The organism is Streptomyces sp. XY006 (assembly GCF_002237655.1).
Lineage (GTDB): Bacteria > Actinomycetota > Actinomycetes > Streptomycetales > Streptomycetaceae > Streptomyces > Streptomyces levis.
On record NZ_NOKT01000006.1, the window covers coordinates 200,729 to 224,422 of the forward strand.

A 23,694-nucleotide genomic window follows, 5' to 3' on the forward strand; every position below is an offset into this window, starting at 1 on the left:
TCAGGTGGTGGGGTGTGCGTCCAGCCGCTCGGCCAGCACGCGTCCGACCCGGGCCAGTGGCTCGGGACGGCACATCTCCCGGTGGGTGCACTCCACGGCGTGGCGCTCGACGCGCCCGGTGACGGCGGGCTCCCACAGGGCCGCCGTGGGCAGCCCGGGCGGACGTCCGGCCGTGGCCGTGAAGTGCAGGACGTCACCGTCGAAGCGGCCGGGCGCGTGCGCCGCCGCGATTCTGGTGTTGGCGGTGAAGACCTCGGTCAGGGCCTCGACGCGGCTCTCCTCGATGTCCGCCAGGTGCCCGCCGCCGCTGCGCAGGATCTCCATGACGTCGGCGATCCGCAGGGGTTCGCCGTCGCCCGCGGCCTCCTCGGCGTGTCCGGCGAAGTCGAGCAGGGTGGCGAGCACGTCCTGCTCGGACACCGGGGCGACCGGGGCGGCGGGATCGCGGGGGTAGGAGTCGAGCAGGGCGAGCGGGGCCACCTCCTCGCCCTCGGACTGGAGGCGGACGGCGACGGCGTGGGCCGCGAGTCCGCCGAACGACCAGCCCAGCAGGTGATACGGGCCCCTGGGCCGCACCGACCGGATCTGCGCCACGTAGTCGGTGACCAGTTCCTCCATCGACCGCGGGTGCTCCTCGGGGCGCGCCAGACCGCGGGACTGGAGCCCGTACACGGGACGGTCCGGTCCCAGCAGCCGCAGCAGCCCGGTGTAGCACCAGCTGAGGCCGCCTGCGGGGTGGACGCAGAACAGCGGCGGGAGCGTGCCGGTGGTGCGCAGCGGGAGGAGCACGTCGAAGGCGTCGCCCCGGACGCCGAGGCGCAGCCGCTCCAGCAGGCGGCTGACCGTGGGCGCGGCGAAGAGGTCCCGGACCGACAGGTCCAGGCCCATGGTGTCCCGGACGCGGCTCACCAGCCGGATCGCCGCCAGGGAGTCTCCGCCCAGGGCGAAGAAGTCGTCGTCGATGCCCGCTCCGGCCAGGCCGAGGGCGTCGGCGAACAGACCGCGGAGGATCTCCTCCTCGGGCGTGCGCGCCGGACGCGTGGACGTCACGGGACGCGGGCCGGGCTGCGGCAGGGCCCGCCGGTCCAGCTTGCCGCTGGCCGTCAGCGGCAGGGTGGCCACCACGACCACCTGGGCCGGCACCATGAACTCCGGCAGTGCGGCGGCGGCGTGGGCCCGCAGCTCGCTCGCACGCGGCTCGGCGCCCGGCGCTGGGACCACGTAGGCCACCAGCCGCCGCTGTCCCGGCTGGTCCTCGCGCACCGCCGCCGCGGCCCGGGCGACCGTCCCGTGCCGGGTCAGTACGGCCTCGACCTCGCCGAGCTCGATGCGGAACCCGCGCAGTTTCACCTGGTCGTCGACGCGGCCGGCGAAGCGCAGCACCCCGTCCGCGGTCCACTGGGCGAGGTCCCCGGTCCGGTACATCCGCTCGCCCGGCGCGCCGAAGGGGCAGGCGACGAACCGCTCGGCCGTGAGGCCGCGCCGGTTCAGATAGCCGCGGGCGAGCTGGGCGCCGGCCAGGTAGACCTCGCCCACCGTGCCCGGCGGCACCGGGCCGAGGCCCGCGTCCAGCACGTAGACCCGCATGTTGGTGACGGGCCGTCCGATCGGGGCCGGGCGCCGGTCCGGGTCCGGGCCGGTGGCCGGCTCGGGCGCGCATGTCCAGGAGGTCGCGTGGATGGCGGTCTCCGTCGGCCCGTACAGGTGGTGCAGGGCCGCGCCGAGGCTGTGCACCACGCCGAGGGCACGGTCGCGCAGGTCCGCCGGGAGCGGCTCGCCGCCGGTCAGGATGCGGCGCAGGCCGGTGCAGCGGGCCACGGCCGGTTCGTCGAGGAAGACCCGCAGCATCGACGGCACGAAGTGCACGGTCGTCACCGCGTGCCGGCGGATCGTGGCGGCCAGGTAGGCCGGGTCCCGCTGCCCGCCGGGGTCGGCGACCACGACCCGGGCGCCGGTGGTCAGGGGCCAGAAGAACTCCCACACGGACGCGTCGAACGCCGCGGGCGCCTTGTACAGCACCGCGTCGGACGGCTCCAGCCCGTACTCGGCCTGGAGGCCGAGCAGCCGGTTGACGACGGCGGCGTGCGGGACGACCACGCCCTTGGGCGTGCCGGTGGAGCCGGAGGTGTAGAGCACGTACGCGGCGTGCGACGACGTCGGCGGCGTGGTGCGGACGGTGTCGCCCGGGTCCTCATCCGGCCGGTCGCCGGGGCCCTCGTCCGGCCGGGCGCCGGGGTCGCGGACCTGACCGAGGTCGCGGACCTGGACGGGGTCGTCGAGGACGCAGACCGGCCGGGCGTCGTCGAGGACGGCGTGGATCCGCTCGGCCGGGTCGTCGGGGTCGAAGGGCAGGTAGGCGGCCCCGGACTTGAGGATCGCCAGCAGGGCCACGGCCAGTTCGGCCGAGCGGGGCAGGGCGACGGCGACGATCCGTTCGGGTCCGGCACCGCGTGCCGTCAGGGCGCGGGCGAGCCGGCCGGCCCACGCGTCGAGCTCGGCGTAGGAGAGGGTGACGCCGGCCGCGACCAGGGCGGGCGCGTCGGGTGTGCGGGCCGCCTGCGCCTCGAACATCTCGGTCAGGGTCAGCGGGGACAGGGGCGTCGCGGTGTCGTTCCACGTCCGCAGGACGCGTTCGCGTTCCTCGGGGGCGAGGGTGTCGAGCCTCCGGATCGGCTCGTCGGGGTCGGCGGTCACGGCGTCCAGCAGCCGTTCGAACCTGCTCACCAGGTCCTCCACGGTCCGCCGGTCGAACAGCTCCGTGCTGTACTCGACGCCGCCCTCCAGGCCGCCGGGCAGGCCGTCTTCGGTGTGCCGCTCGGCGAGCCGGAACAGCAGGTCGAACTTGGCCGACCGCGACGACACCTCCAGGGGCCGGTGGCGCAGGCCGTCCAGGTCCACCGCGAGGTCCTCGGCGTGCTGGAGGGTCAGCATCACCTGGAACAACGGGTGCCGGGCCGCGGAACGGTCCGGCTTGAGCACCTCGACCAGGTGCTCGAAGGGCACGTCCTGGTGGGCGTGCGCGGCCAGTCCGGTCTCCCGGGCGCGGCCGAGCAGGTCGGTGAAGCTGGGGTCGCCACCGGTGCCGGTGCGCAGCACCAGTGTGTTGACGAAGCATCCGACGAGGTCGTCGAGGGTTTCCTCGGTGCGTCCCGCGATCGGTGTGCCGATCGGGATGTCGGTGCCCGCGCCCTCCCGGGTGAGCAGGGCCGCGAGGACCGCGTGGACGGCCATGAACAGACTCGCGTTGCCCTCCCGGGCCAGTCGGACGAGCCGGGCGTGGACGTCCGGTGACAGACGCAGCGGCACCGTGTCGCCGCGGTGGCCGGGCGCCTCGGGCCGGGGCCGGTCCCGCCGCAGCTCCAGTTCGGTCGGCAGCCCGTCCAACGCCTCGCGCCAATAATCGACTTGGCGGGAGAGCACGCTGTCCGGGTCGTCGGACGCGCCGAGGAACCGCCGTTGCCACAGGGTGTAGTCGGCGTACTGGACGGCCAACGGCGCCCAGGACGGGGCCCGGCCCGTGCGCCGGGCGGAGTAGGCCGCGGACAGGTCCCGGGCGAAGGGGCGGTTGGACCAGCCGTCGCCGGCGATGTGGTGGAGCACGAGCAGCAGGACGTGTTCGCCCGGGCCCAGGTCGAACAGGACGGCGTGCAGCGGTGGTTCGGCCGTGAGGTCGAACGGGTGGGCCGCTTCGGCGGCGATCGCCGCGGCCAGCTCGGCCTCGTCCACCGGCCGGACGGGCAGGTCGACCGCCGCTTCGGCCGGGTCGAGGACGTGCTGGCGTGGTGTGCCCCCGGTGTCCGGGTAGACCGTGCGCAGGGTCTCGTGCCGGGCGACCACGTCGTCCAGGGCGCTGCGCAGCGCCGGGACGTCGAGGTCCCCGGTCAGGCGCAGCGCGAACGGCATGTTGTAGGTGGCCGACGGGCCGTCCAGCCGGTGCAGGAACCACAGGCGCTGCTGGGCGAACGACAGCGGCATCTCGTCCGGCCGTTCCCGTGCGGGCCGCAGGGGCGGCCGTCGCCGGGTGCCCTCGCGGGGTGCGTCGAGCCGGGCCGCGAGCCCGGCGACCGTCGGGGCCTCGAACACGTCCCGTACGGCGAGGTCGGCGCCGAGCGCGGCGCGGACGCGGGAGATCAGCCGGGTGGCGAGCAGCGAGTGCCCGCCCAGGGCGAAGAAGTCGTCGTCGATCCCGGCGCGCGCGACCCCGAGTGTCTCGGCGAACAGACCGCACAGGATCTCCTCCGTCTGGCTGCGCGGCTCCCGGCCCGCGGCCCCGTGCAGGCCGGGCCGCGGGGCCGGGAGTTCGCGGCGGGCCAGCTTGCCGCTGGGGGTGAGGGGCAGCGCGTCGAGGACGACGACGGCGGCCGGCACCATGAACTCGGGCAGTGTCGCGGCGATGTGCTCCCGCAGTTCGCCCGGGTGCACGGTGGTGCCGGGCGCGGGCACCACGTAGGCCGTCAGGCGCTGGTCGCCGGGCCGGTCCTCGCGGACCGCGGCGACCGCGTGCGCGACCGTGGCGTGCCGGGCGAGCGCCGCCTCGACCTCGCCGAGCTCGATGCGGTATCCGCGCAGTTTCACCTGCTCGTCCGCCCGCCCGGCGAACTCCAGCAGCCCATCGGCCGTCCAGCGGGCCAGGTCGCCGGTCCGGTACATGCGGGCGCCCGGCGCGCCGAACGGATCGGCGACGAACCGCTGCGCGGTCAGGCCGGGCCGGTTCAGATAGCCGCGGGCGAGCTGGGCGCCCGCCAGGTGGACCTCTCCGACGACGCCGGGCGGCACCGGGCGCAGCCGTGCGTCGAGCACGTAGGCGCGCATGGCGTGCACCGGCCGGCCGATCACCGGACGGTCGCTGTCGCGCACCCGGGCTCCGACCGCGTCCACCGTGCACTCGCTCGGCGCGTAGTAGTTGTGCACCTCGGTGTCCGGGTACGCGCGCAGCGTCTCCCACAGCGCCGCCCCGGTGGCCTCGGCGCCCAGCAGGATCACGCCCGGCCGGTGGCCGGGGCCGTCCAGGAGCCCGAGCGCGACCAGTTCGCGCAGCAGCGACGGTGTGATGCCGAGGTAGTCGATGCCGTGCTCGCGTACGTGGTCCAGGAGGGCGACGGCGTCGCGGCGGGTGTCGTCGTCCACGAGGTGCAGTTCGTGGCCGGCGACGAGGCCGAGGAGCTGTCCCATGGCGGCGTCGAACGACAGCGAGGCGGTGTGCGCCACCCGCAGCCGGCGTCCTTCCGTGGCGGCGACCCTGTCCGCGGCAGGCGCGAACACCTGGTCGCGGTGGCTGGCGAACAGGTTGGCCAGCCCTTGGTGCGTCACGACGACGCCCTTCGGCACGCCCGTCGACCCGGACGTGTAGACGACGTACGCGGCGTTGTCCCCGCGTACCGCCGGCAGCCCGGTGCCCGGGAGGGAGCCGGGGTTCGGCGTGTCGTCCTCGCCCGGCGGCAGCGGGCCGGGGCCCGGCAGGTCGTCCGCGTCCAGCAGGACCAGGTCGGCCCGGCTCACCGGCAGGACTCCGGTCAGGGCCCGTTCGGTCACGACGACGGGCACGGCCGCGTCGGCGAGCATGAGCGCCAGCCGCTGCGCGGGGTAGCCCGGGTCGAGCGGCACGCACACCCCGCCGGCCTTCCACACGGCCAGCACGGCCGCGATCATGTCGGCCGACCGGCGCACACAGAGCCCGACCAGGGTGTCGGGCCCGACGCCGTGCGCGGCCAGGCGCAGCGCGAGCCGGTGCGCCCGGGCGTCCAGCTCCGCGAACGTCCACCGCGTGCGGCCGTCGGACACGGCCGGCGCGTCCGGCGTGCGCGCGGCCTGGGCCGCGAACGCCTCGGGCACGAGGGTCGACGGCGGTTCGGCCGGCGTGCCGTTCCACTCCACCAGCACCCGGGCCCGCTCGTCCGGCGTCAGGATCTCCAGGGCGCCGATCCTCCGTCCCGGGTCCGCGACCGCGGTCTGCAGCACCCTGACCACCCGGCCCATGATCGCCTCGGCGGTGCCGCGGTCGAACAGGTCGTCCTGGTGGTCCAGGCGCAGCCGCAGCGGCCTGCCGGGCATCACCATGAAGTTGAGGGGGTAGTGGGTGACGCCGTGGCTCCGGCTCGCGGTGACCCGCAGTCCGCTGCCCCGTGCGGCGGCGGCCGTGCCGCTCTCCCCGGCCGGCAGGTTCTCGAACACGGTGGCCGTGTCGAAGAGTTCTCCGGAGTCCAGGGTGCGCTGGATGCCGGCCAGACCGATGTGCTGGCACGCCATCAGACGGGTCTGGTCGTGCTGCAGGCGGGCCAGCATCCCGGTCAGCGGTTCGGCCGGGTCGAGCCGGACGCGGACGGGCAGCGTGTTGGCGAACAGGCCGATCATCTTCTCGGCTCCGGGCACCTGGGGCGGGCGCCCGGACACGGTGGTGCCGAAGACGACGTCGTCCCGGCCGGTGAGCTGGCCGAGCACGATCGCCCAGGCGCCCAGGAACACCGTGCTGAGCGTCAGGCCCTCGCGGCGTGCGAGTCCGTCGAGCGCGTCGGCGAGACCGTCCGGCAGGTCGCGCAGGACCTGGCCGGGCAGGCCCGGGGTGCGGGACGGGTCGGACGGGGCGACCCGGGTCGGTTCGTCGACGCCCTTCAGCACGTCGCGCCAGACGTCCTCGGCGGCCGCCCGGTCCTGGCCGGCCAGCCAGGCCAGGTAGTCGCGGTACGGGGCCGCCGGGGGCATGCCGTCCTCCCGGCCTCCTCGCGCGTAGAGGCGGAACAGCTCGTCCAGCAGCAGTTGCACGGACCAGCCGTCCAGCACCAGGTGGTGGGCGGTCAGCAGGAAGCGGTGGCGCTTGGGCCCGAGCCGCAGGAGCGTGAACCGCAGCAGGGGCGGGCGGGCCGGGTCGAAGCGGCGCAGCCGGTCCGCCTCCGCGAAGCGCTCCGCCTCCGCCTCGCGTCCTGCCGGGGCCGCCGTGGTGAGGTCGACGTCCTGCCAGGGCAGTGCCACTTCGCGCGGGACGATCTGCACCGGCTCGTCGAGGTCCTCGTGCCAGAAGCCGGCCCGCAGGCTGGCGTGGCGCCGCAGCAGGGCGCGGGCGGCGGCGCGCAGCGCCTCGGCGTCGAGGGCGCCTTCCAGGTCGAAGGCCATCTGAAGGGTGTAGAGGTCGAGGGCCGCCTCGTCGTAGAGGGCGTGGAACAGCAGCCCTTCCTGCAGTGGCGCCAGCGGCAGGATGTCCTCCAGCTCGGCCCGCGGATCCGACTGCGTCATCGCTTCCTCCTCCATGCGGCTTCGAGCCGTTCGAGCTTGTCCTGGCTCAGCCGGACCAGCGGTACGTCGGACGGGGTGCGGCCACCGGCGTCGGGCCGGGTGGCGTGGGCGGCGAGCGCGTCCAGTGCGCGCGCCCAGGTGTCGGCCAGGTCCCGCAGTTCGGCGTCCGTGGAGGGGCCGAGCGGCCGGCACCAGGTGGCGGTGAGCCGTGGTCCGTCGGGATGCTCGACGGCGGCCGCTCTGACCTCGACGCCGTACTCCGGCGGTGTGCCGGGCTCACCGGGCCAGGTGCCGGAGGGGAGCTGTGGCAGCCGGCCGAGGTAGTGGAACGCGGCCCGTGATGCGGGCCGGGCGCCGAGCACGGGGGCGGTCTCGGCGTTGAGGTGGCGCAGCAGGCCGTAGCCCAGGCCGCCGTCCGGCAGGGACCGCAGTTCTTCCTTGACGCGCTTGAGCGCCGTCCCGGCGGCGTGCCCGCCGCTCCACAGGTCGTTCCAGTCCACGCCGGACAGGTCGAGGCGGACCGGGTGCGCGGCCGTGAAGCAGCCCACCGTGCGGGTGAGGTCGACGCCTTCGGTGCCGGCGGCCCGGCCGGGGCGCCGTACGTCGGTCAGCACGGAGTCGCCCTTGATGCCCGGGGTGTCGTCCGTGCCGATCGGGTCGTCCGGGCCACAGCGGCGCCGCCAGTCGGCAACCGCCAGCGCGAACGCCGTCAGCAGCACGTCCTCGGGGTCGGCGTGGAAGGCGGCCGGGACGGTGGTGAGGAGCGCCTCGGTGCGCTCGGCGGACAGGGCGAGGGTCAGCGTGCCGGCCCCGGCCGGCGTCTCCATCTGTTCCGGCTGGTCCGGCTGTTCCGGCTGGCCCGGCTGGCCCGGCTGGCCCGGCTGGCCCGGCTGGCCCGGCTGTTCCGGCTGGCCCGGCTGTTCCGGCTGGCCCGGCTCGGTCAGGATCGAGGTCCAGCGCGGTAGTTCCTCGGTCCGTCGCGTGTCCTGGGCCCGGGCGCGCTGGTGCTGGGCCCATCGCCGGAACGACGTGCCGACCGGGGGGAGTTCGGGCCGCCGGCCCCCGGCGGTCGCCGCGCAGGCGGTGGCGACGTCGTCCAGCAGGATCCGCCAGGACTCGGGGTCCGTGACCATCCGGTGCAGCACCAGCAGCAGCCGCCCCGGGTGGTCCGGCCCCGCGTCGAACCAGACCGCCTGGAGCATCACCCCGGACTCCGGGGCGAGGCGGGCCGACGCCGCCCGCTCCTCCACGCCGGTCAGGTCCTCCACGCCGGTCAGGTCCTCGCTCGGCGTGGCCGTGACGCGGTGGAGCCGGTCGGCGGCCCGGACCGTGCCGGGCGGCGTCACCTCCAGCAGCCACTCGTCCGGGCCCGGCCGCGCTGCCGCGCCGGGCAGCCGGGTCAGGTGCGCGCGCAGCATGTCGTGATGGTCGAGGACGGCCTGGAGGGCCGCTTCCAGTCGTTCCGCGTCGAGACCGGCCGGGAGCTCCACGGTCATCGCCTCGTAGCGGGTGCCGGGATCGGCGTCCCGCTCGCGCAGCGCGTGGAGGGCGGGGGTGAGGGGCACCGTGCCGATGCCCGCCCGCGGCGTCTCGGTCTCGGCCGGCTCCCCGCCGAGCGTTCCGGCGTGCGCGGCCAGTTCCGCCACGGTCCGGTGCAGGAACACGTCCTGGGGCGCGATCGCGACCCCCGCGGCGCGGGCCTTGCTGACCACCTGGATGGAGACGATGCTGTCGCCGCCGATGTCGAAGAAGTCGTCGTCGACTCCGACGGCCGGGAGACCGAGGACGTCGGCGAAGACGTCGCACAGCAGGCGTTCGTGTGCGGTGGCGGGCGCGCGGCCCGCCGGGGCGCCGGAGGACTCCGGTGCGGGCAGCGCCTTGCGGTCGACCTTCCCGTTCGGGGTGAGCGGCAACGCGTCGAGCGTCACGACGACGGAGGGGACCAGGTACTCCGGCAGTCGCTCCCGGAGCAGGGCCCGCACCGAGGTGCCCAGGTCCGCCGGTGCCGCGGTCGCCGCCGCGGGGTCGTTGGTGAAGTCCCGCAGCGAGGCCCGGTCCGTCGCCCCGGAGAGCGTCGGCACATAGCCACCGGTGACCGCGCCCGTGGTGTCCCCGGCGGCGAACAGCGCGTCGAAGCAGTCGGCTCCGGCCGTGCCCGACCAGGTGACGGCGACCCACAGGCCGAGCCGTTCACCCAGCGCGCACAGGGCCTCCGGGTCCACCGCGGCCACCGGGAGCGCGGTCGTCTCGCCCGCCAGCCGGGCGTTGGGAATGTGGGTGACCCGCAGCCAGTCCGGCCGGTCGGCCTCCAGCAGCGCGGCGAGTGACTCCACTCCCCCGGGCAGTTCCGCCCAGCGCACCACGGGCGCGTCGCCGAAGGGCCGGGGCGGTGCCGCCAGCGGCGCCCGGTGCAGGACGGCGTCGTAGCGGTAGCGGGACAGTTCGTTGTGGTGGTGGCCGCGCTTGAGGCGGACGTCGACGGCGGCCACCTCCGGCAGCAGGCCGGCCAGGGCCGGGAAGAAGTCCGGGTCGACGAGCAACTCCCGTTCCTGCGCGGTGTTTCCGGTGGCCGCCCGGAACGTGGGCAGCAGCCGCAGGTTGCGCAGGTCGCCGAGGAACAGGGCGCCGCCCGGTGCCAGCAGGCGCAGCGCCTTGCCGATCACCTCGGTCAGGTAGGCGGCGTCCGGGAAGTACTGGGCCACCGAGTTGAGGACGACGGTGTCGAAGAAGCCCTCGGGCAGCCCGGTGGTGTCGTCGGCCGGCTGGGCCCGCAGCACCACCTTGCCGGTGAGTGCCGGTGTCGCGGCGACCTGGGCCGTCAGGGACTCGATCACCGCCGCGGACAGGTCGGTGCCCCAGTACGCCTCGCACTCCCCGGCGAGCCGGGAGAGGATCAGGCCGCGTCCGACACCGATCTCCAGGACGCGTCCGGGCCGGAGTTCACGGATGCGCGTGACGGTGGCGTCCCGCCACTGCCGCATCTCGGCCTCCGGGATGGGCTGTCCGTCGTAGCTGCTGTTCCAGCCGGTGAAGTCCTCGCCGAACGGGGCGGGTTGCGACGCGTACAGGGTGTCGTACAGCTCGCGCCATGCGCCCAGCACCCGCTCCGGCCCGTCCGGCGCGCCTGCGGTGGTCGTGACGGCTGCCTCGTCCGTCTCCGCGACCGGTACGACGTACCCGACGAGGCGGGTGCCGCCGGGCCCGTCGCGGCGGGCCGCCGCGACGGCCTGCCCCACGCCGGGGTGGGCGGTCATCGCCGACTCCACCTCGCCGAGTTCGATGCGGTGGCCCCGGACCTTGACCTGCTGGTCGGCGCGCCCGGCGAACTCCAGGTCGCCGTCGGCGTTCCAGCGGGCGAGGTCCCCGGTGCGGTACATGCGCGCTCCCGGCTCCGCGAAGGGACAGGGCAGGAAGCGTTCGGCGGTCAGGCCCGGCCGTCCCAGGTAGCCGCGGGCCAGGCCCGCCCCGGCCAGGTACAGCTCGCCCACGACGCCCGGCGGCACGGGACGCAGCCCGGCGTCGAGCACGTAGGCGCGGGTGCCGAGGATCGGGGTCCCGATGGGCGGGACGCCGCCCCCGCCGGACAGCGGCCGGCTCATCGTGCCGCAGACGGTCGACTCGGTCGGCCCGTAGGCGTTGACCATCCGCCGGCCGCTGCTCCAGGCCTCGACGGTCTCCGGCGGGCAGGCCTCGCCGGCGACCACGAGGGTGGTCACCGTCGGGAGCTGATCGGGTGTCATGACCCCGAGGGCGACCGGCGGCACGGTCAGATGGGTCACGCGGTGCTCGGCGATCAGCGCGGCGAGGTCCGGTCCGGGCAGCAGCCGCTCGCCCGGTGCGACGACCAGGGCCGCTCCGGTCAGCAGGGCCATGCACAGCTCCCAGAACGCCGCGTCGAAGCTCGGCGAGGCGAACTGCAGCACCCGGCTGCCCGGCCCGGCGTCGAAGGCCCTGGTCTGGCTCGCCACGAGGCCGGCCGCACCGGCGTGGGTGACGACGACGCCCTTGGGCCGGCCGGTGGAGCCGGACGTGTACAGGACGTAGGCCGGGCCGGCCGGTGTCAGCGGCGCCACCCGGTCGGCGTCGCCCGGGTTGCTGTCCGCCCGGGCGTGCGGCTCCGCCGTGGACTGCCGCTCGGTGTCGAGGTCCAGCCGGGGCAGGCCGTCGGCTCCGGGTACCTCGGCGTCGCCGATGCCGCCCCTCAACAGGAGCGACGGGCGGGCGTCGCCGAGCATGAACGCGAGGCGCTCGGCCGGATAGCCGATGTCCAGCGGGAGGTAGGCCGCCCCGGCCTTGAGGGTGGCGAGGACCGCCACGATGAGGTCGGCGGAGCGGGGGAAGGCCAGCGCGACGGTCTGCTCGGGTCCGACGCCACGCGAGATCAGCAGGTGGGCCAGGCGGTTGGCGCGGGCGTTCAGTTCGGCGTAGGACAGGGTGAGGTTGTCGGCGACGACGGCCGGGGCGTCCGGGGTCCGGGCGGCCTGTGCCTCGAACAGCACCGGCAGGCAGGCCGGGGCGACCGGGTCGTCGGACGCGCCCAGCAGCCGGGTCCGCTCGTCGGGCGCGAGGAGGTCGGCGTGGCCGATGGGCCGTGCCGGGTCGGCGGTGACCGCCTCCAGCAGCCGGATCCAGCGGGCGGCCATCGCCTCGACGGTGGCCCGGTCGAACAGGTCGGTGCTGTACTCCACGGTCGCGCGCACCCCGCCGAAGGAACCGGCCGGAGCTGTCTGGGGCGCGGGCCGTTCGGTGACGCTGAAGAACAGGTCGAACCGTGAGGTGCCGGAACCGGCCGGCTCGGGCGTGACGTCCACGCCGGGCAGGGTGAGGCCGGCCGCCGGGGTGTTCTGCAGCACCAGGGCCACCTGGAACAGCGGGTGGCGGTTCGGGGAGCGGACCGGGTTCAGCACCTCCACCAGGTGCTCGAAGGGCACGTCCTGGTGGGAGTAGGCCGTCAGCGCGGTCTCCCGTACGCGGCGCAGCAGTTCGCCGAACGACGGGTCGCCCGAGGTGTCCGTGCGCAGCACCAGCGTGTTGACGAAGAGGCCGATCGCGTCGTCGAGCGCCTCGTCGCGCCGCCCGGCGGTCCCGCTGCCGATCGGCAGGTCCGTGCCGGCGCCGAGCCTGGTCAGCAGCGCGGCGAGGCCGGCGTGCAGCACCATGTGGAGGCTGACTTCGTGGGCCCGGGCGAGGTGTGCCAGGCGGCGGTGCAGGTCGGGTCCGAGGTCGAAGCCGAGCATCTCGCCGCGGTAGGTGGACACGGCGGGGCGGGGCCGGTCCGCGGGGACGTCCAGCTGCTCGGGCAGGCCGGCCAGGGTCTCGGTCCAGTACGCCACCTGCCGGGCGAACAGGCTGTCCGGGTCGTCCTCGTCGCCGAGCAGGGCACGCTGCCAGAGCGTGTGGTCCGCGTACTGGACGGGCAGCGGCGCCCAGGCCGGTGCCTCGCCCCGGATCCGCGCGGCGTAGGCGGTGGCGAGGTCCCGGGAGAGCGGGGCCATCGACCATCCGTCGCCGGCGATGTGGTGCACGAGGACGACCAGGACGTGCTCCCGCTCGCCCAGAGTGAGCAGTTCCGCCCGCAGCGGCAGGTCGGCCGCGAGGTCGAAGGGGTAGCGCGCCGCCTCGCGTACGGCCGCCTCCGCCCCGGTCCCGTCGAGGTGCCGGACGATCAGTTCGGGGCGGGCGTCGGCCGCGCCGAGGACGAGCTGGCGGGGCACGCCGTCCGTCGCCGGGTACACGGTGCGCAGGCTCTCGTGGCGCGCCGCGACGTCGGCCAGCGCGGCGCGCAGCGCCTGCTCGTCCACCGTGCCCCGCAGCCGCAGGGCGACCGGCATGTTGTACGTCGCGTTGGGTCCTTCGAGGTGGTGCAGGAACCACAGGCGTTGCTGCGCGAACGACAGCGGCAGCACCTCGGGCCTGGGCATCGGCCGCAGGGCCGGCCGCACCTGGTCGGGGTGTGCGTCCGGGTCGCTGAGCCGCTCGGCGATCCCGGCGACCGTGGGTGCCTCGAACACGGTGCGGACGGCGAGTTCGACACCGAGGGTGGCGCGGATGCGGCTGATCAGCCGGGTGGCCAGCAGCGAGTGCCCGCCGAGGGCGAAGAAGTCGTCGTCGACGCCGACCGCCGCCACGCCCAGGGTCTGTGCGAACAGGTCGCACAGCACTTGTTCCCGGTGGGTCGCGGGCCGCCGGGAGCCCGCCGGGGAGCCGAGATACGGCGCGGGGAGCGCCGCCCGGTCGAGCTTGCCGTGGGCGGTGAGGGGAAGCGCGTCGAGGACCACCACGGCGGACGGGAGCAGGTACGCGGGCAGTTGCTCCCGCAGCGACGTGGTGAGGGAGGCGACCAGTTCGCCGCGCCGCCGGGCCGCGGCGGGGTCGTTGGCCAGGGCCGCCGGGGATGCCGCGGCCGCCGGGTCCGGGCGGTGGACGCCGTCGAGCGCGGTGGCGGCCGAGTCCGGGCGGTGGACGCCGTCGAGCGCGGTGGCGGCCGGGTCCACGAAGAGCACGTCGAGGCGCTCGGCGTCGCCACCGGACCGGGTGACGGCGACCCGGTATCCGGTTCGTTCGCCCAGTGCGCAGAAGTCGTCCGGGCCGAGACCCGCGACCGCCGACCGCTCGGCGGGCCCGAGCAGTTCGAGCAGTTCGGGCAGGGGGCGTCCCTCGTCGAGGGCGCGCAGGGCCGCGGCCTCGTCGGCGACCCGTTCGTCCGGCACGCCGGTGACCCGCAGCGCGGGCGCGCGGTGGCCGGTGAGGTGCCGTTCGAGGGCCTCCGTCGCGGTGATGTCGTCGCCCCACCGCAGTTCGGGGGCCGCGGTCAGCCGCCGCAGCCCGGTGACGGGCCGCTTGTGCAGTACGACGTCGTAGCGGTAGCGGCTCAGCTCGTTGACATAGCCGCCGCGCTTGACCTGGAGGTCGACGCCGGCGATGTCGTCACGCCGGTCGGCGAGCGCGGTGAAGAACGCGGGGTCGAGGAGCAGTTCCTTCTCCAGCTGCACCGCCTGCTCCACCGCGCGGCGTACGGCGGTGATGTCGGCGGAGGGGGTGGCGCGGCGCAGTTGGGCCGCGGTGTGCAGCAGGCGCAGGGTCCGCAGGTCGCGTAGGTCACCGAGGAACAGGGCACCGCCGGGCGCCAGTCGTTCCAGAGCCGTGCCGATGACCTCGGTGAGGTGGCCGGCGTCCGGGAAGTACTGGGCGACCGAGTTGACGACGACCGTGTCGAAGTGGCCGGCCGGCAGGCCCTCGGCGTCCGAGGCGGACTGGACTCGCAGGTGGACGCGGTCGGCCAGTCCCTCTTCGGCCACCTGGGCACGCAGCCGTTCGACGGCGTCCGCCGAGATGTCGATGCCCCAGTAGGCCTCGCAGTGGGGCGCGAGCCGGGACAGCAGCAGGCCGCTGCCCACGCCGATCTCCAGCACGCGGCGCGGCCGCAGTTCGCGGATGCGTGCGACGGTGGCGTCCCGCCACCGGCGCATCTGCGCGAGCGGGATCGGTTCCCCGTCGTAGCTGCTGGTCCAGCCGGCGAAGTCCTCGCCGAACGGGGCCGGCTGCGCCGCGGCGTGCTCGGTGCCGTAGAGGGAGTCGTACACCTCCTGCCAGTCGCCGAGCTGGGCCCGGGCCGCGTCCCCGTCCCGCCGCCCGTCCGGCGCGGGGACGACGTAGGCCACCAGGTGGGTGCCGGCCGGTTCCTCCTCCCGGGCGACGACCGCGGCCTGCGCCACGCCCTCGTGCCGGTTCAGGACCGCCTCGATCTCGGCCGGTTCGATGCGGTAGCCGCGGACCTTGACCTGTTCGTCGGCGCGGCCGACGAAGACGAGCTCGCCGCCGGGGGTCCAGCGGGCCAGGTCTCCGGTCCGGTACATCCGGGCCCCGGGCCCGCCGAACGGGTCGGCCACGAACCGCTCGGCGGTCTGTCCGGACCGGTTGAGGTAGCCGCGGGCGAGCTGCGCCCCGGCGAGGTACAGCTCTCCGGTCACGCCCGGCGGGACGAGCCGCATCCCGGCGTCGAGCAGGTACGCCCGCGTGTGCGGGACGGGCCGTCCGACGGGCACGGGGCCGTCGGCGACCGCGGTCCCGGGCCGCACCTGGTACGTGATGCAGCCGACCGTGGCTTCCGTCGGTCCGTACTCGTTGACGACGGTGGCCCGCGGGTGCGACAGCCGCCACGCCGCGAGCTGCTCGCCGGTGAGCTGCTCGCCGCCGACGACCAGGTCCGTGACCGCAGGATCCTGACCGGGTGCGGCGCCGAGCAGCGCCAGGTGGCTCGGGGTCGCCTTGAGGAACGTGTACGGGCCGGGGGCCGGTGATCCGTCGGACAGGTCGCCGACCAGTACGCGTCCGCCCGCGGTCAGGGACGCGAACAGCGCCGTGACGGTCAGGTCGAAGGAGACCGGCGAGTGCAGCAGCGCCGTGCCGGCCGTGCCGGGGTAGTCCCGGCGGGCGAAGTCAAGGTAGGCGGCGAGGGCGCGGTGCTCGACGAGCACACCCTTGGGGCGGCCCGTGGAGCCCGACGTGTAGATGACGTACGCGGGATGCGCCGGCCGCAGCCCCGCCTGCCGGTCGGTGTCGGACGGATCGTGTTCCGGCTGCTCCTCGGCCGTCCGCAGCACGTCGGGTGCGTCGAGCGCGAGCCAGCGCAGCCCGGTGTCCGGCAGGTCCGCGGTGAGCGTGCTCAGGGTCAGTCCGCAGACCGCACCGGCGTCGTCCAGCATGTGGCGGAGCCGCGCGGCCGGGTGTGCCGGGTCCAAGGGCAGGTAGGCGGCGCCCGCCTTGACCACGGCGAGCAGCGCGACGACGAGGTCGGCGCAGCGGGGCAGGGCGACCGCCACGACCTGCTCCGGACGGATCCCGCGGGCGATGAGCAGATGCGCCAGCCGGTTGGCCCGCGTGTTCAGCTCGGCGTAGGTGAGGTCGGTGCCGCCGTCGGTGACGGCGACCGCGTGGGGCGTGTGCGCCACCTGCGTCTCGAACGCCGCCGGCAGCAGGGTCTCCGGGGCGTCGGACACGGTGCCGTTCCACGTCACGAGCAGGCGCTCCCGCTCGGCGCCGTCGGTGAGGTCGAAGGTGCTGATCGGCCGGTCCGGCCCGGCGGCCGCGGCTTCGAGGACCCGGACGAAGCGGGCCGTCAGCGCCTCGGCGGTGCCGTGGTCGAACAGGTCGGCGCTGTACTCCAGTACGCCGTCGACCCGGTCCGGGGTGCCGTCGTCGGTGTACCGGTCCGTCAGGCTGAACAGCAGGTCGAACTTGGCCGCGCCCACGTCGGCGACGTCGGGCGTGACCCGCAGGCCCGGCATGGCGAACTCGGGGTCGGCGTTGTTCTGCAGCGTCAGCATGACCTGGAACAGCGGGTGCCGGGCCGCCGACCTGACCGGGTTGAGCAGTTCGACCAGCTGCTCGAAGGGCACGTCCTGGTGGGCGTAGGCGGCGAGGTCGGTCTCGCGGACCCGCTCCAGCAACCCGGCGAAGGTCGGGTCTCCGGAGGTGTCCAGGCGGAGCGCGAGCGTGTTGACGAAGAACCCGACGAGGTCGTCGAGGGCCTCGTCGGTCCGTCCGGCGATGGCACTGCCGATCGGGATGTCCGTGGCCCCGCTGAGCTTTCCGAGCAGGCTCGCGAGTCCGGCCTGCACGACCATGAAGAGGGTCGCTCCGCGCTGCCTCGCCAGGTCCGCGAGCCGTCGGTGCAGGTCCGCGTCCAGCGTGAACAGCACCTTGCCGCCGCGATGGCTCGCCACCGCCGGGCGGGGACGGTCGGTGGGCAGCTCCAGTTCCTCGGGCAGGCCCGCCAGGGTGCGCTCCCAGTGGGCGATCTGGGCGGAGATCACGCTGTCCGGGTCGTCCTCGTCGCCGAGGAGGTCGCGCTGCCACAGCGCGTAGTCGGCGTACTGGACGGGCAGCGGCTCCCACGCGGGCGCCCGGCCCGAGCAGCGGGCGGTGTAGGCCGTCGAGAGGTCCCGGGCGAACGGAGCGTTCGACCAGCCGTCCCCCGCGATGTGGTGGATCACGAGCAGCAGCACGTGCTCGTCCGGCCGTACGGCGAACAGGAAGGCGCGCAGGGGCGTTTCGGTCGTCAGGTCGAACCGGTGCCCGGCCGCGCCGGCCAGCGCCCCGGTGAGCTCGTCCTCGCCGACCTGCCGGACCGCGAGCTCCACGGCCGCCTCGTCCGGGCCGAGGACGACCTGCCGCGGCTCTCCGCCGGCCTCGGGGAAGACCGTGCGCAGGGTTTCGTGGCGGGTGACGACGTCGTTCAGGGCGGTGTGCAGGGCAGCGGCGTCCAGGTCGCCGGACAGGCGCAGGGCGAAGGGCATGTTGTAGGTCGGGCTGGGCCCTTCCAGGCGGTGCAGGAACCACAGCCTGCGCTGGGCGAAGGACAACGGCAGTACGTCCGGACGGTGGGCCGCGCGCAGGGCCGGCCGACGGCCGCCCTCCTTCGCGTCGGTCCGGGCCGCCAGTCCCGCCACCGTCGGCGCCTCGAACAGGTCCCGCACCGACAGCTCCGCACCGAGCACCGACCGGATGCGGGAGATCAGCCGGGTGGCCAGCAGCGAGTGGCCACCCAGGGCGAAGAACCCGTCGTCGACACCGACTTCGGGCACACCGAGCACCTCGGCGAACAGCCCGGCCAGGATCTCCTCCACGGCCGTGCGCGGAGCCCGGCCGACGGCCGGTACGAGGGGTGCGTCCGGGACGGGCAGGTCCCGGCGGGCCAGCTTTCCGCTGGAGGTGAGGGGCAGCGCGTCCAGCGACATGACCACGGAGGGCACCATGTACTCCGGCAGGACACGAGCGGCATAGGCTCGCAGCCCGTCCGGATCCGGCACCGCCGCCGGCGCCGCCACGACGTAGGCCACCAGGCGCTGATCCCCGGGACGGTCCTCCCGCACCACGACCACGGCCTGCGCCACGTCCTCATGCGCGGCCAGCGCCGCCTCGATCTCACCCGGCTCGATGCGGAAACCACGCAGCTTGACCTGGTCGTCCGCCCGCCCGGCGAACTCCAGCACCCCGCCCGCCCGCCACCGGGCCAGGTCGCCCGTGCGGTACACGCGGGACCCTGGTTCGCCGAAGGGGTTGGCCAGGAACCGCTCGGCTGTCAGACCCGGGCGGTCCAGGTAACCGCGGGCGAGCTGCTCCCCGGCGAGATAGAGCTCCCCTGTGACGCCGGGCGGTACGGGCCGCAGGTGGGCGTCCAGGACGTAGACCTGCGTGTTCCACACCGGCCGGCCGATCGGCACCACACCCCGCGCACCTTCCGCGCACGCCCAGGACGTGACGTCGACGGACGCCTCCGTCGGCCCGTACAGGTTGTGCAACTTGGGCCCCAGCACCGCCCGCGCACGCTCCGCCAGATCCGCCGGCAGCGCCTCCCCACTGCACAACACCCTGACCAGGCCCGTGCAGTCGGCCGCACCAGGCTCCTCCACGAAAGCCCACAGCATCGACGGCACGAAATGCACCGTCGTGACCGCCTGCTCCCGGATCACCGCCGCCAGATACGCGGGATCCTTGCGCCCGTCCGGACGCGCCACCACCAGCCGCGCGCCGGCTATCAGGGGCCAGAAGAACTCCCACACCGACACGTCGAAGCCGAACGGAGTCTTCTGCAACACCCCCTCACCCGGCTCAAGACCGTACTCCGCCTGCATCCACACAAGCCGGTTCACGATCCCCGCGTGCGGCACCACCACACCCTTGGGACGCCCCGTCGAACCCGACGTGTAGATCACATACGCCGGATGCGAGGAGTCGCGCACCACAACGGGGTCCGTGACCGGCCACTGACCTGTGTCCCGCACCTGGGCCGGATCATCGAGGACACAGACCGGCCGGGCCTCGTCCAGCATCGAACGGACGCGTTCCGCCGGCTGGTCCCTGTCCACCGGCAGATACGCCGCGCCCGACTTCAGCACCGCGAGCAGCGCCACGACCAGCTCCGCCGAACGCGGCAGCGCGACCGCCACCACCCGCTCCGGACCAGCCCCTTGCGCCATCAGCGCACGAGCCAGCCGGTTCGCCCAGGCGTTCAACTGCGCGTACGTCAGCGTGACATCCTCGGTCACCACGGCCACCGCATCCGGCGTCCGCGTCACCTGCGCCTCGAACAGCTCCGGCAGCGTGGCCCCGGGCACCGCCCGCGCGGTGTCGTTCCACTCCACCAGCACCCGCTCGCGCTCGGCACCGTCGAGGATCTCCACCTCCCTGATGGAGCAATGGGGTTCGGCGGCCACCGCCTCCAGCACCCGCACGAAACGGGCCGCCAGGTCCTCGGCCGTGTCGTGGTCGAACAGGTCGCTCGCGTAGTCGAGGGAACCGCTGAGGCCGGCGGCCTCACCGCTCTCGTCGTTCTGGTCGGCGACGGTGAAGGAGAGGTCGAACTTCGCCGCCGATGTCCCGAGCGGCAGCGGGTCCGTCAGCAGGCCGGGCAGGTCGAGCCGCGGCCCGGCGTGGTCGTCCAGGACCAACATCACCTGGAACAGGGGGTGCCGGGCGAGCGACCTGACCGGGTCCAGGGCCTCCACCAGGTGCTCGAAGGGCACGTCCTGGTGGGCGTAGGCGGACAGGCTGGTCCGCCGGACGCGGGCGACGAGGTCGGTGAAAGCGGGATCGCCCGAGGTGTCGGTCCGCAGGACGAGGGTGTTGACGAAGCAGCCGACCGCCTCGTCGAGCGCCGCGTCCGTGCGGCCCGCGATCGGCGTCCCGAGCGGGATGTCGGTGCCCGCGCCCAGCCTGCTGAGCAGTGCGGCCAGCGCGGCCTGCAGCACCATGAACAGGCTGGCGTCGCAGTCGCGGGCGAGCTCGCGGAGCCGGGCGTGTGCCGCCGCGTCCAAGGCGAACGGCACGCGTCCGCCCTGGTGACCGGCGACCGCCGGGCGAGGCCGGTCGGCGGGGAGCGCGAGCTCCTCCGGGAGCTCCGCCAGTGCTTCGGCCCAGTACGCCGTCTGCCGGGAGATCAGACTGTCGGGGTCGTCCTCGCGGCCGAGGAGGTCGTGCTGCCACAGGGTGTAGTCCGCGTACTGGACGGGCAGCGGCTCCCACGCCGGGGCCCGGCCGGAGCAGCGGGCCGCGTAGGCCTCGGACAGGTCTCGGGCCAGCGGTCCGTTGGACCAGCCGTCCCCGGCGATGTGGTGCAGGACGAGTACCAGCACGTGCTCGTCGGCGCCCAGGGCGAACAACTCGGCGTGGAACGGCGTCCGGTCGGTCAGGTCGAACCCATGGCCGGCCACGGCGGTCAGCGCGTCGGCGAGTCCGGCTTCGTCCACCTCGGTGACCGGCAGCGCGGGAGCGGCCTGCTCCGGAGTGAGGATCACCTGCCGCGGGGTGCCGTCGATCTCGGGGTAGACCGTGCGCAGCACCTCGTGGCGTGCCACGACGTCGGCGAGGGCCGCACGCAGCGCGGCGTGGTCCAGCCCGCCCCGCAGGCGCAGGGCGAAGGGCATGTTGTAGGTCGGGCTGGGCCCTTCCAGCCGGTGCAGGAACCACAGCCTGCGCTGGGCGAAGGACAGCGGCAGCACGTGCGGGCGGTGGGCCACGGCCCGGAGGGCCGGTCGTACTTCTCCCCCGGTGTCGATCCGGGCCGCCAGGCCCGCGACCGTGGGTGCCTCGAACAGGTCCCGTACCGACAGCTCCGCGCCGAGCACCGAGCGGATGCGGGAGATCAGCCGGATGCCCTGGAGCGAGTGCCCGCCGAGCGTGAAGAACCCGTCGTCGACACCGACTTCGGGCACACCGAGCACCTCGGCGAACAGCCCGGCCAGGGTCTCTTCCATGGCCGTGCCCGGGGCTCGCTCGGACGTCACCAGGGAGGGAGCGGGGAGGTCCCGGCGGGCCAGCTTTCCGCTGGAGGTGAGGGGCAGCGCCTCCAGCGACATGACCACGGAGGGCACCATGTACTCCGGCAGGACACGAGCGGCATACGCTCGCAGCCCGTCCGGATCCGGCACCGCACCCGGCACGGCGACGACGTAGGCCACCAGGCGCTGATCCCCGGGACGGTCCTCCCGCACGACGACGACGGCCTGCGCCACGTCCTCGTGCCCGGTCAGCACGGCCTCGATCTCACCCGGCTCGATGCGGAAACCACGCAGCTTGACCTGGTCGTCCGCCCGCCCGATGAACTCCAGCACCCCGTCCGCCCGCCATCGGGCCAGGTCACCGGACCTGTACATCCGCGAGCCGGTGGAGCCGAACGGATCGGCCAGGAACCGCTCCGACGTCAGACCCGGCCGGTTCAGATAGCCACGGGCGAGTTGGTCACCGGCAAGGTACAACTCCCCTGTGACGCCGGGCGGCACAGGGCGGAGGCAGTCGTCCAGGACGTAGACCTGCGTGTTCCACACCGGCCGGCCGATCGGCACCACACCCCGCGCACCTTCAGCGCACGCCCAGGACGTGACGTCGACGGACGCCTCGGTCGGCCCGTAGAGGTTGTGCAACTTCGGCCCCAGCACCGCCCGCGCGCGCTCCGCCAGATCCGCCGGCAGCGCCTCCCCACTGCACAACACCCTGACCAGGCCCGTGCAGTCGGCCGCACCCGGCTCCTCCACGAAAGCCCGCAGCATCGACGGCACGAAATGCACCGTCGTGACCGCCTGCTCCCGGATCACCGACACCAGATACGCCGGGTCCTTGTGCCCGTCCGGACGCGCCACCACCAGCCGCGCACCGGCTGTCAGGGGCCAGAAGAACTCCCACACCGACACGTCGAAGCCGAACGGAGTCTTCTGCAACACCCCCTCACCCGGCTCCAAGCCGTACTCCGCCTGCATCCACACCAACCGGTTCACGATCCCCGCGTGCGGCACCACCACACCCTTGGGACGCCCCGTCGAACCCGACGTGTAGATCACATACGCCGGATGCGACGACGCACGGGACACGACCGGATCGGTCTCAGGCCACTCGCCCGCCGGCCTCACCTGAGCCGGATCGTCCACCACGCACACCGGCCGGGCCTCGTCCAGCATCGACTGGATGCGCTCCGCGGGATACTCCGCATCGACCGGCAGATACGCCGCACCCGACTTCAGCACCGCCAGCAGCGCCACGACCAGCTCCGCCGAACGCGGCAGGGCGACCGCCACCACCCGCTCCGGACCAGCCCCTTGCGCCATCAGCGCATGAGCCAGCCGGTTCGCCCGGGCATTCAACTGGGCGTACGTCAGCGTGACATCCTCGGTCACCACGGCCACCGCGTCCGGCGTCCGGGTCACCTGCACCTCGAACAGCTCAGGCAGCGTGGCCCCGGGCACCGCCCGCGCGGTGTCGTTCCACTCCACCAGCACCCGCTCGCGCTCGGCACCATCGAGGATCTCCAACTCCCCGACGCGGCGCCCTGGTTCATCCGCGACCGCTGCCAGCACCCGCAGAAAACGGGCCGCCAGCAGCTCGACCGTGTCATGGTCGAACAGGTCCGTGCTGTACTCCAGGCGGCCGCCGAGTCCCTCCGGCTCGCCGGCCGGTCCTCGAGCCTCCACGAGGTCGAAGGTGAGGTCGAACTTGGCCGCGCCGGCCTCGGCCAGGGCGGGGCTCACTCGCAGGCCAGGCAGGTCCAGCCGGGGCTCGGCGTTGTTGTGGAGGGTCAGCATGGTCTGGAACAGCGGATGCCGGGCGAGGGACCTGGGCGGGTTGAGCGCCTCGACCAGGTGCTCGAAGGGCACGTCCTGGTGGGCGTAGGCGCGCAGGGCGGTCTCGCGGGCCCGGGCCACCAGTTCGTCGAAGCGCGGGTCGCCGGAGGTGTCCAGGCGCAGGACCAGGGTGTTGAGGAACAGGCCGACCATGTCGTCGAGCGCGTCGTCCGTGCGTCCGGCGATCGCGCTGCCGAGGGGGATGTCGGTGCCCGCGCCGAGACGGGTGAGGAGTGCCGCGAGTCCGGCCTGGAGGACCATGAACAGGCTCGCGCCGGACGTGCGGGCCAGCGCGTCCAGGCGGGCGTGCAGCGCGGCGTCGACGGAGAGCGGTACCACCCCGCCGGTGTAGCCGGCGACCGCGGGGCGGGGCCGGTCGGTGGGGAGGCTCAGCTCCTCGGGCAGCCCGTCGAGGACCTGCGACCAGTAGGCGAGCTGCTTGGCGATGACGCTGTCGGGGTCGTCCTCGCGGCCGAGCAGTTCCCGCTGCCACAGGGTGTAGTCCGCGTACTGGACGGGCAGCGGCTCCCACGCCGGGGCCCGGCCGGAGCAGCGGGCCGCGTAGGCCTCGGAGAGGTTCCGGGCCAGCGGTCCGTTGGACCAGCCGTCCCCGGCGATGTGGTGCAGGACGACCACCAGGACGTGGACGTCCGACTGGAGCGCGAACAGCTCGGCTCGCAGGGGTGGTTCGGCGGTCAGGTCGAAGCGGTGGGACGCGGCGGCGGCCACGGCCGCGGTGAGCCCGTGCTCGTCCACGCCGGTGACCGGCAGTCCGGGCCGGGCCTGCCCGGGGGTGAGGATCACCTGGCGGGGGGTGCCGCCGACATCGGGGTGGACGGTGCGCAGCACCTCG

Annotated in this window: 2 protein-coding genes (1 of these 2 running past the window's edge); both read right to left on the bottom strand. The window is 74.5% G+C overall.

Annotated features, from left to right (window positions below; genetic code table 11):
* On the bottom strand, window positions 1-7,227 hold the full coding sequence (locus CHR28_RS09675; RefSeq protein ID WP_179272367.1) for an amino acid adenylation domain-containing protein: 7,227 nt from the start codon (window positions 7,225-7,227) through the stop codon (window positions 1-3).
* Window positions 7,224-23,694, bottom strand: the 3' portion of a protein-coding gene (locus CHR28_RS09680) for a non-ribosomal peptide synthetase (protein WP_094053105.1). It continues 6,587 nt past the right edge of the window; only the last 16,471 of its 23,058 coding nucleotides appear in the window; the start codon falls outside the window, past its right edge; its stop codon occupies window positions 7,224-7,226. The genes CHR28_RS09675 and CHR28_RS09680 overlap by 4 nt, the downstream gene beginning before the upstream one ends.

Excerpts from the sequence above, each read along its gene's own strand:
- CHR28_RS09675 (WP_179272367.1), bottom strand. The coding sequence starts at position 7,227 with ATGACGCAGTCGGATCCGCGGGCCGAGCTGGAGGACATCCTGCCGCTG.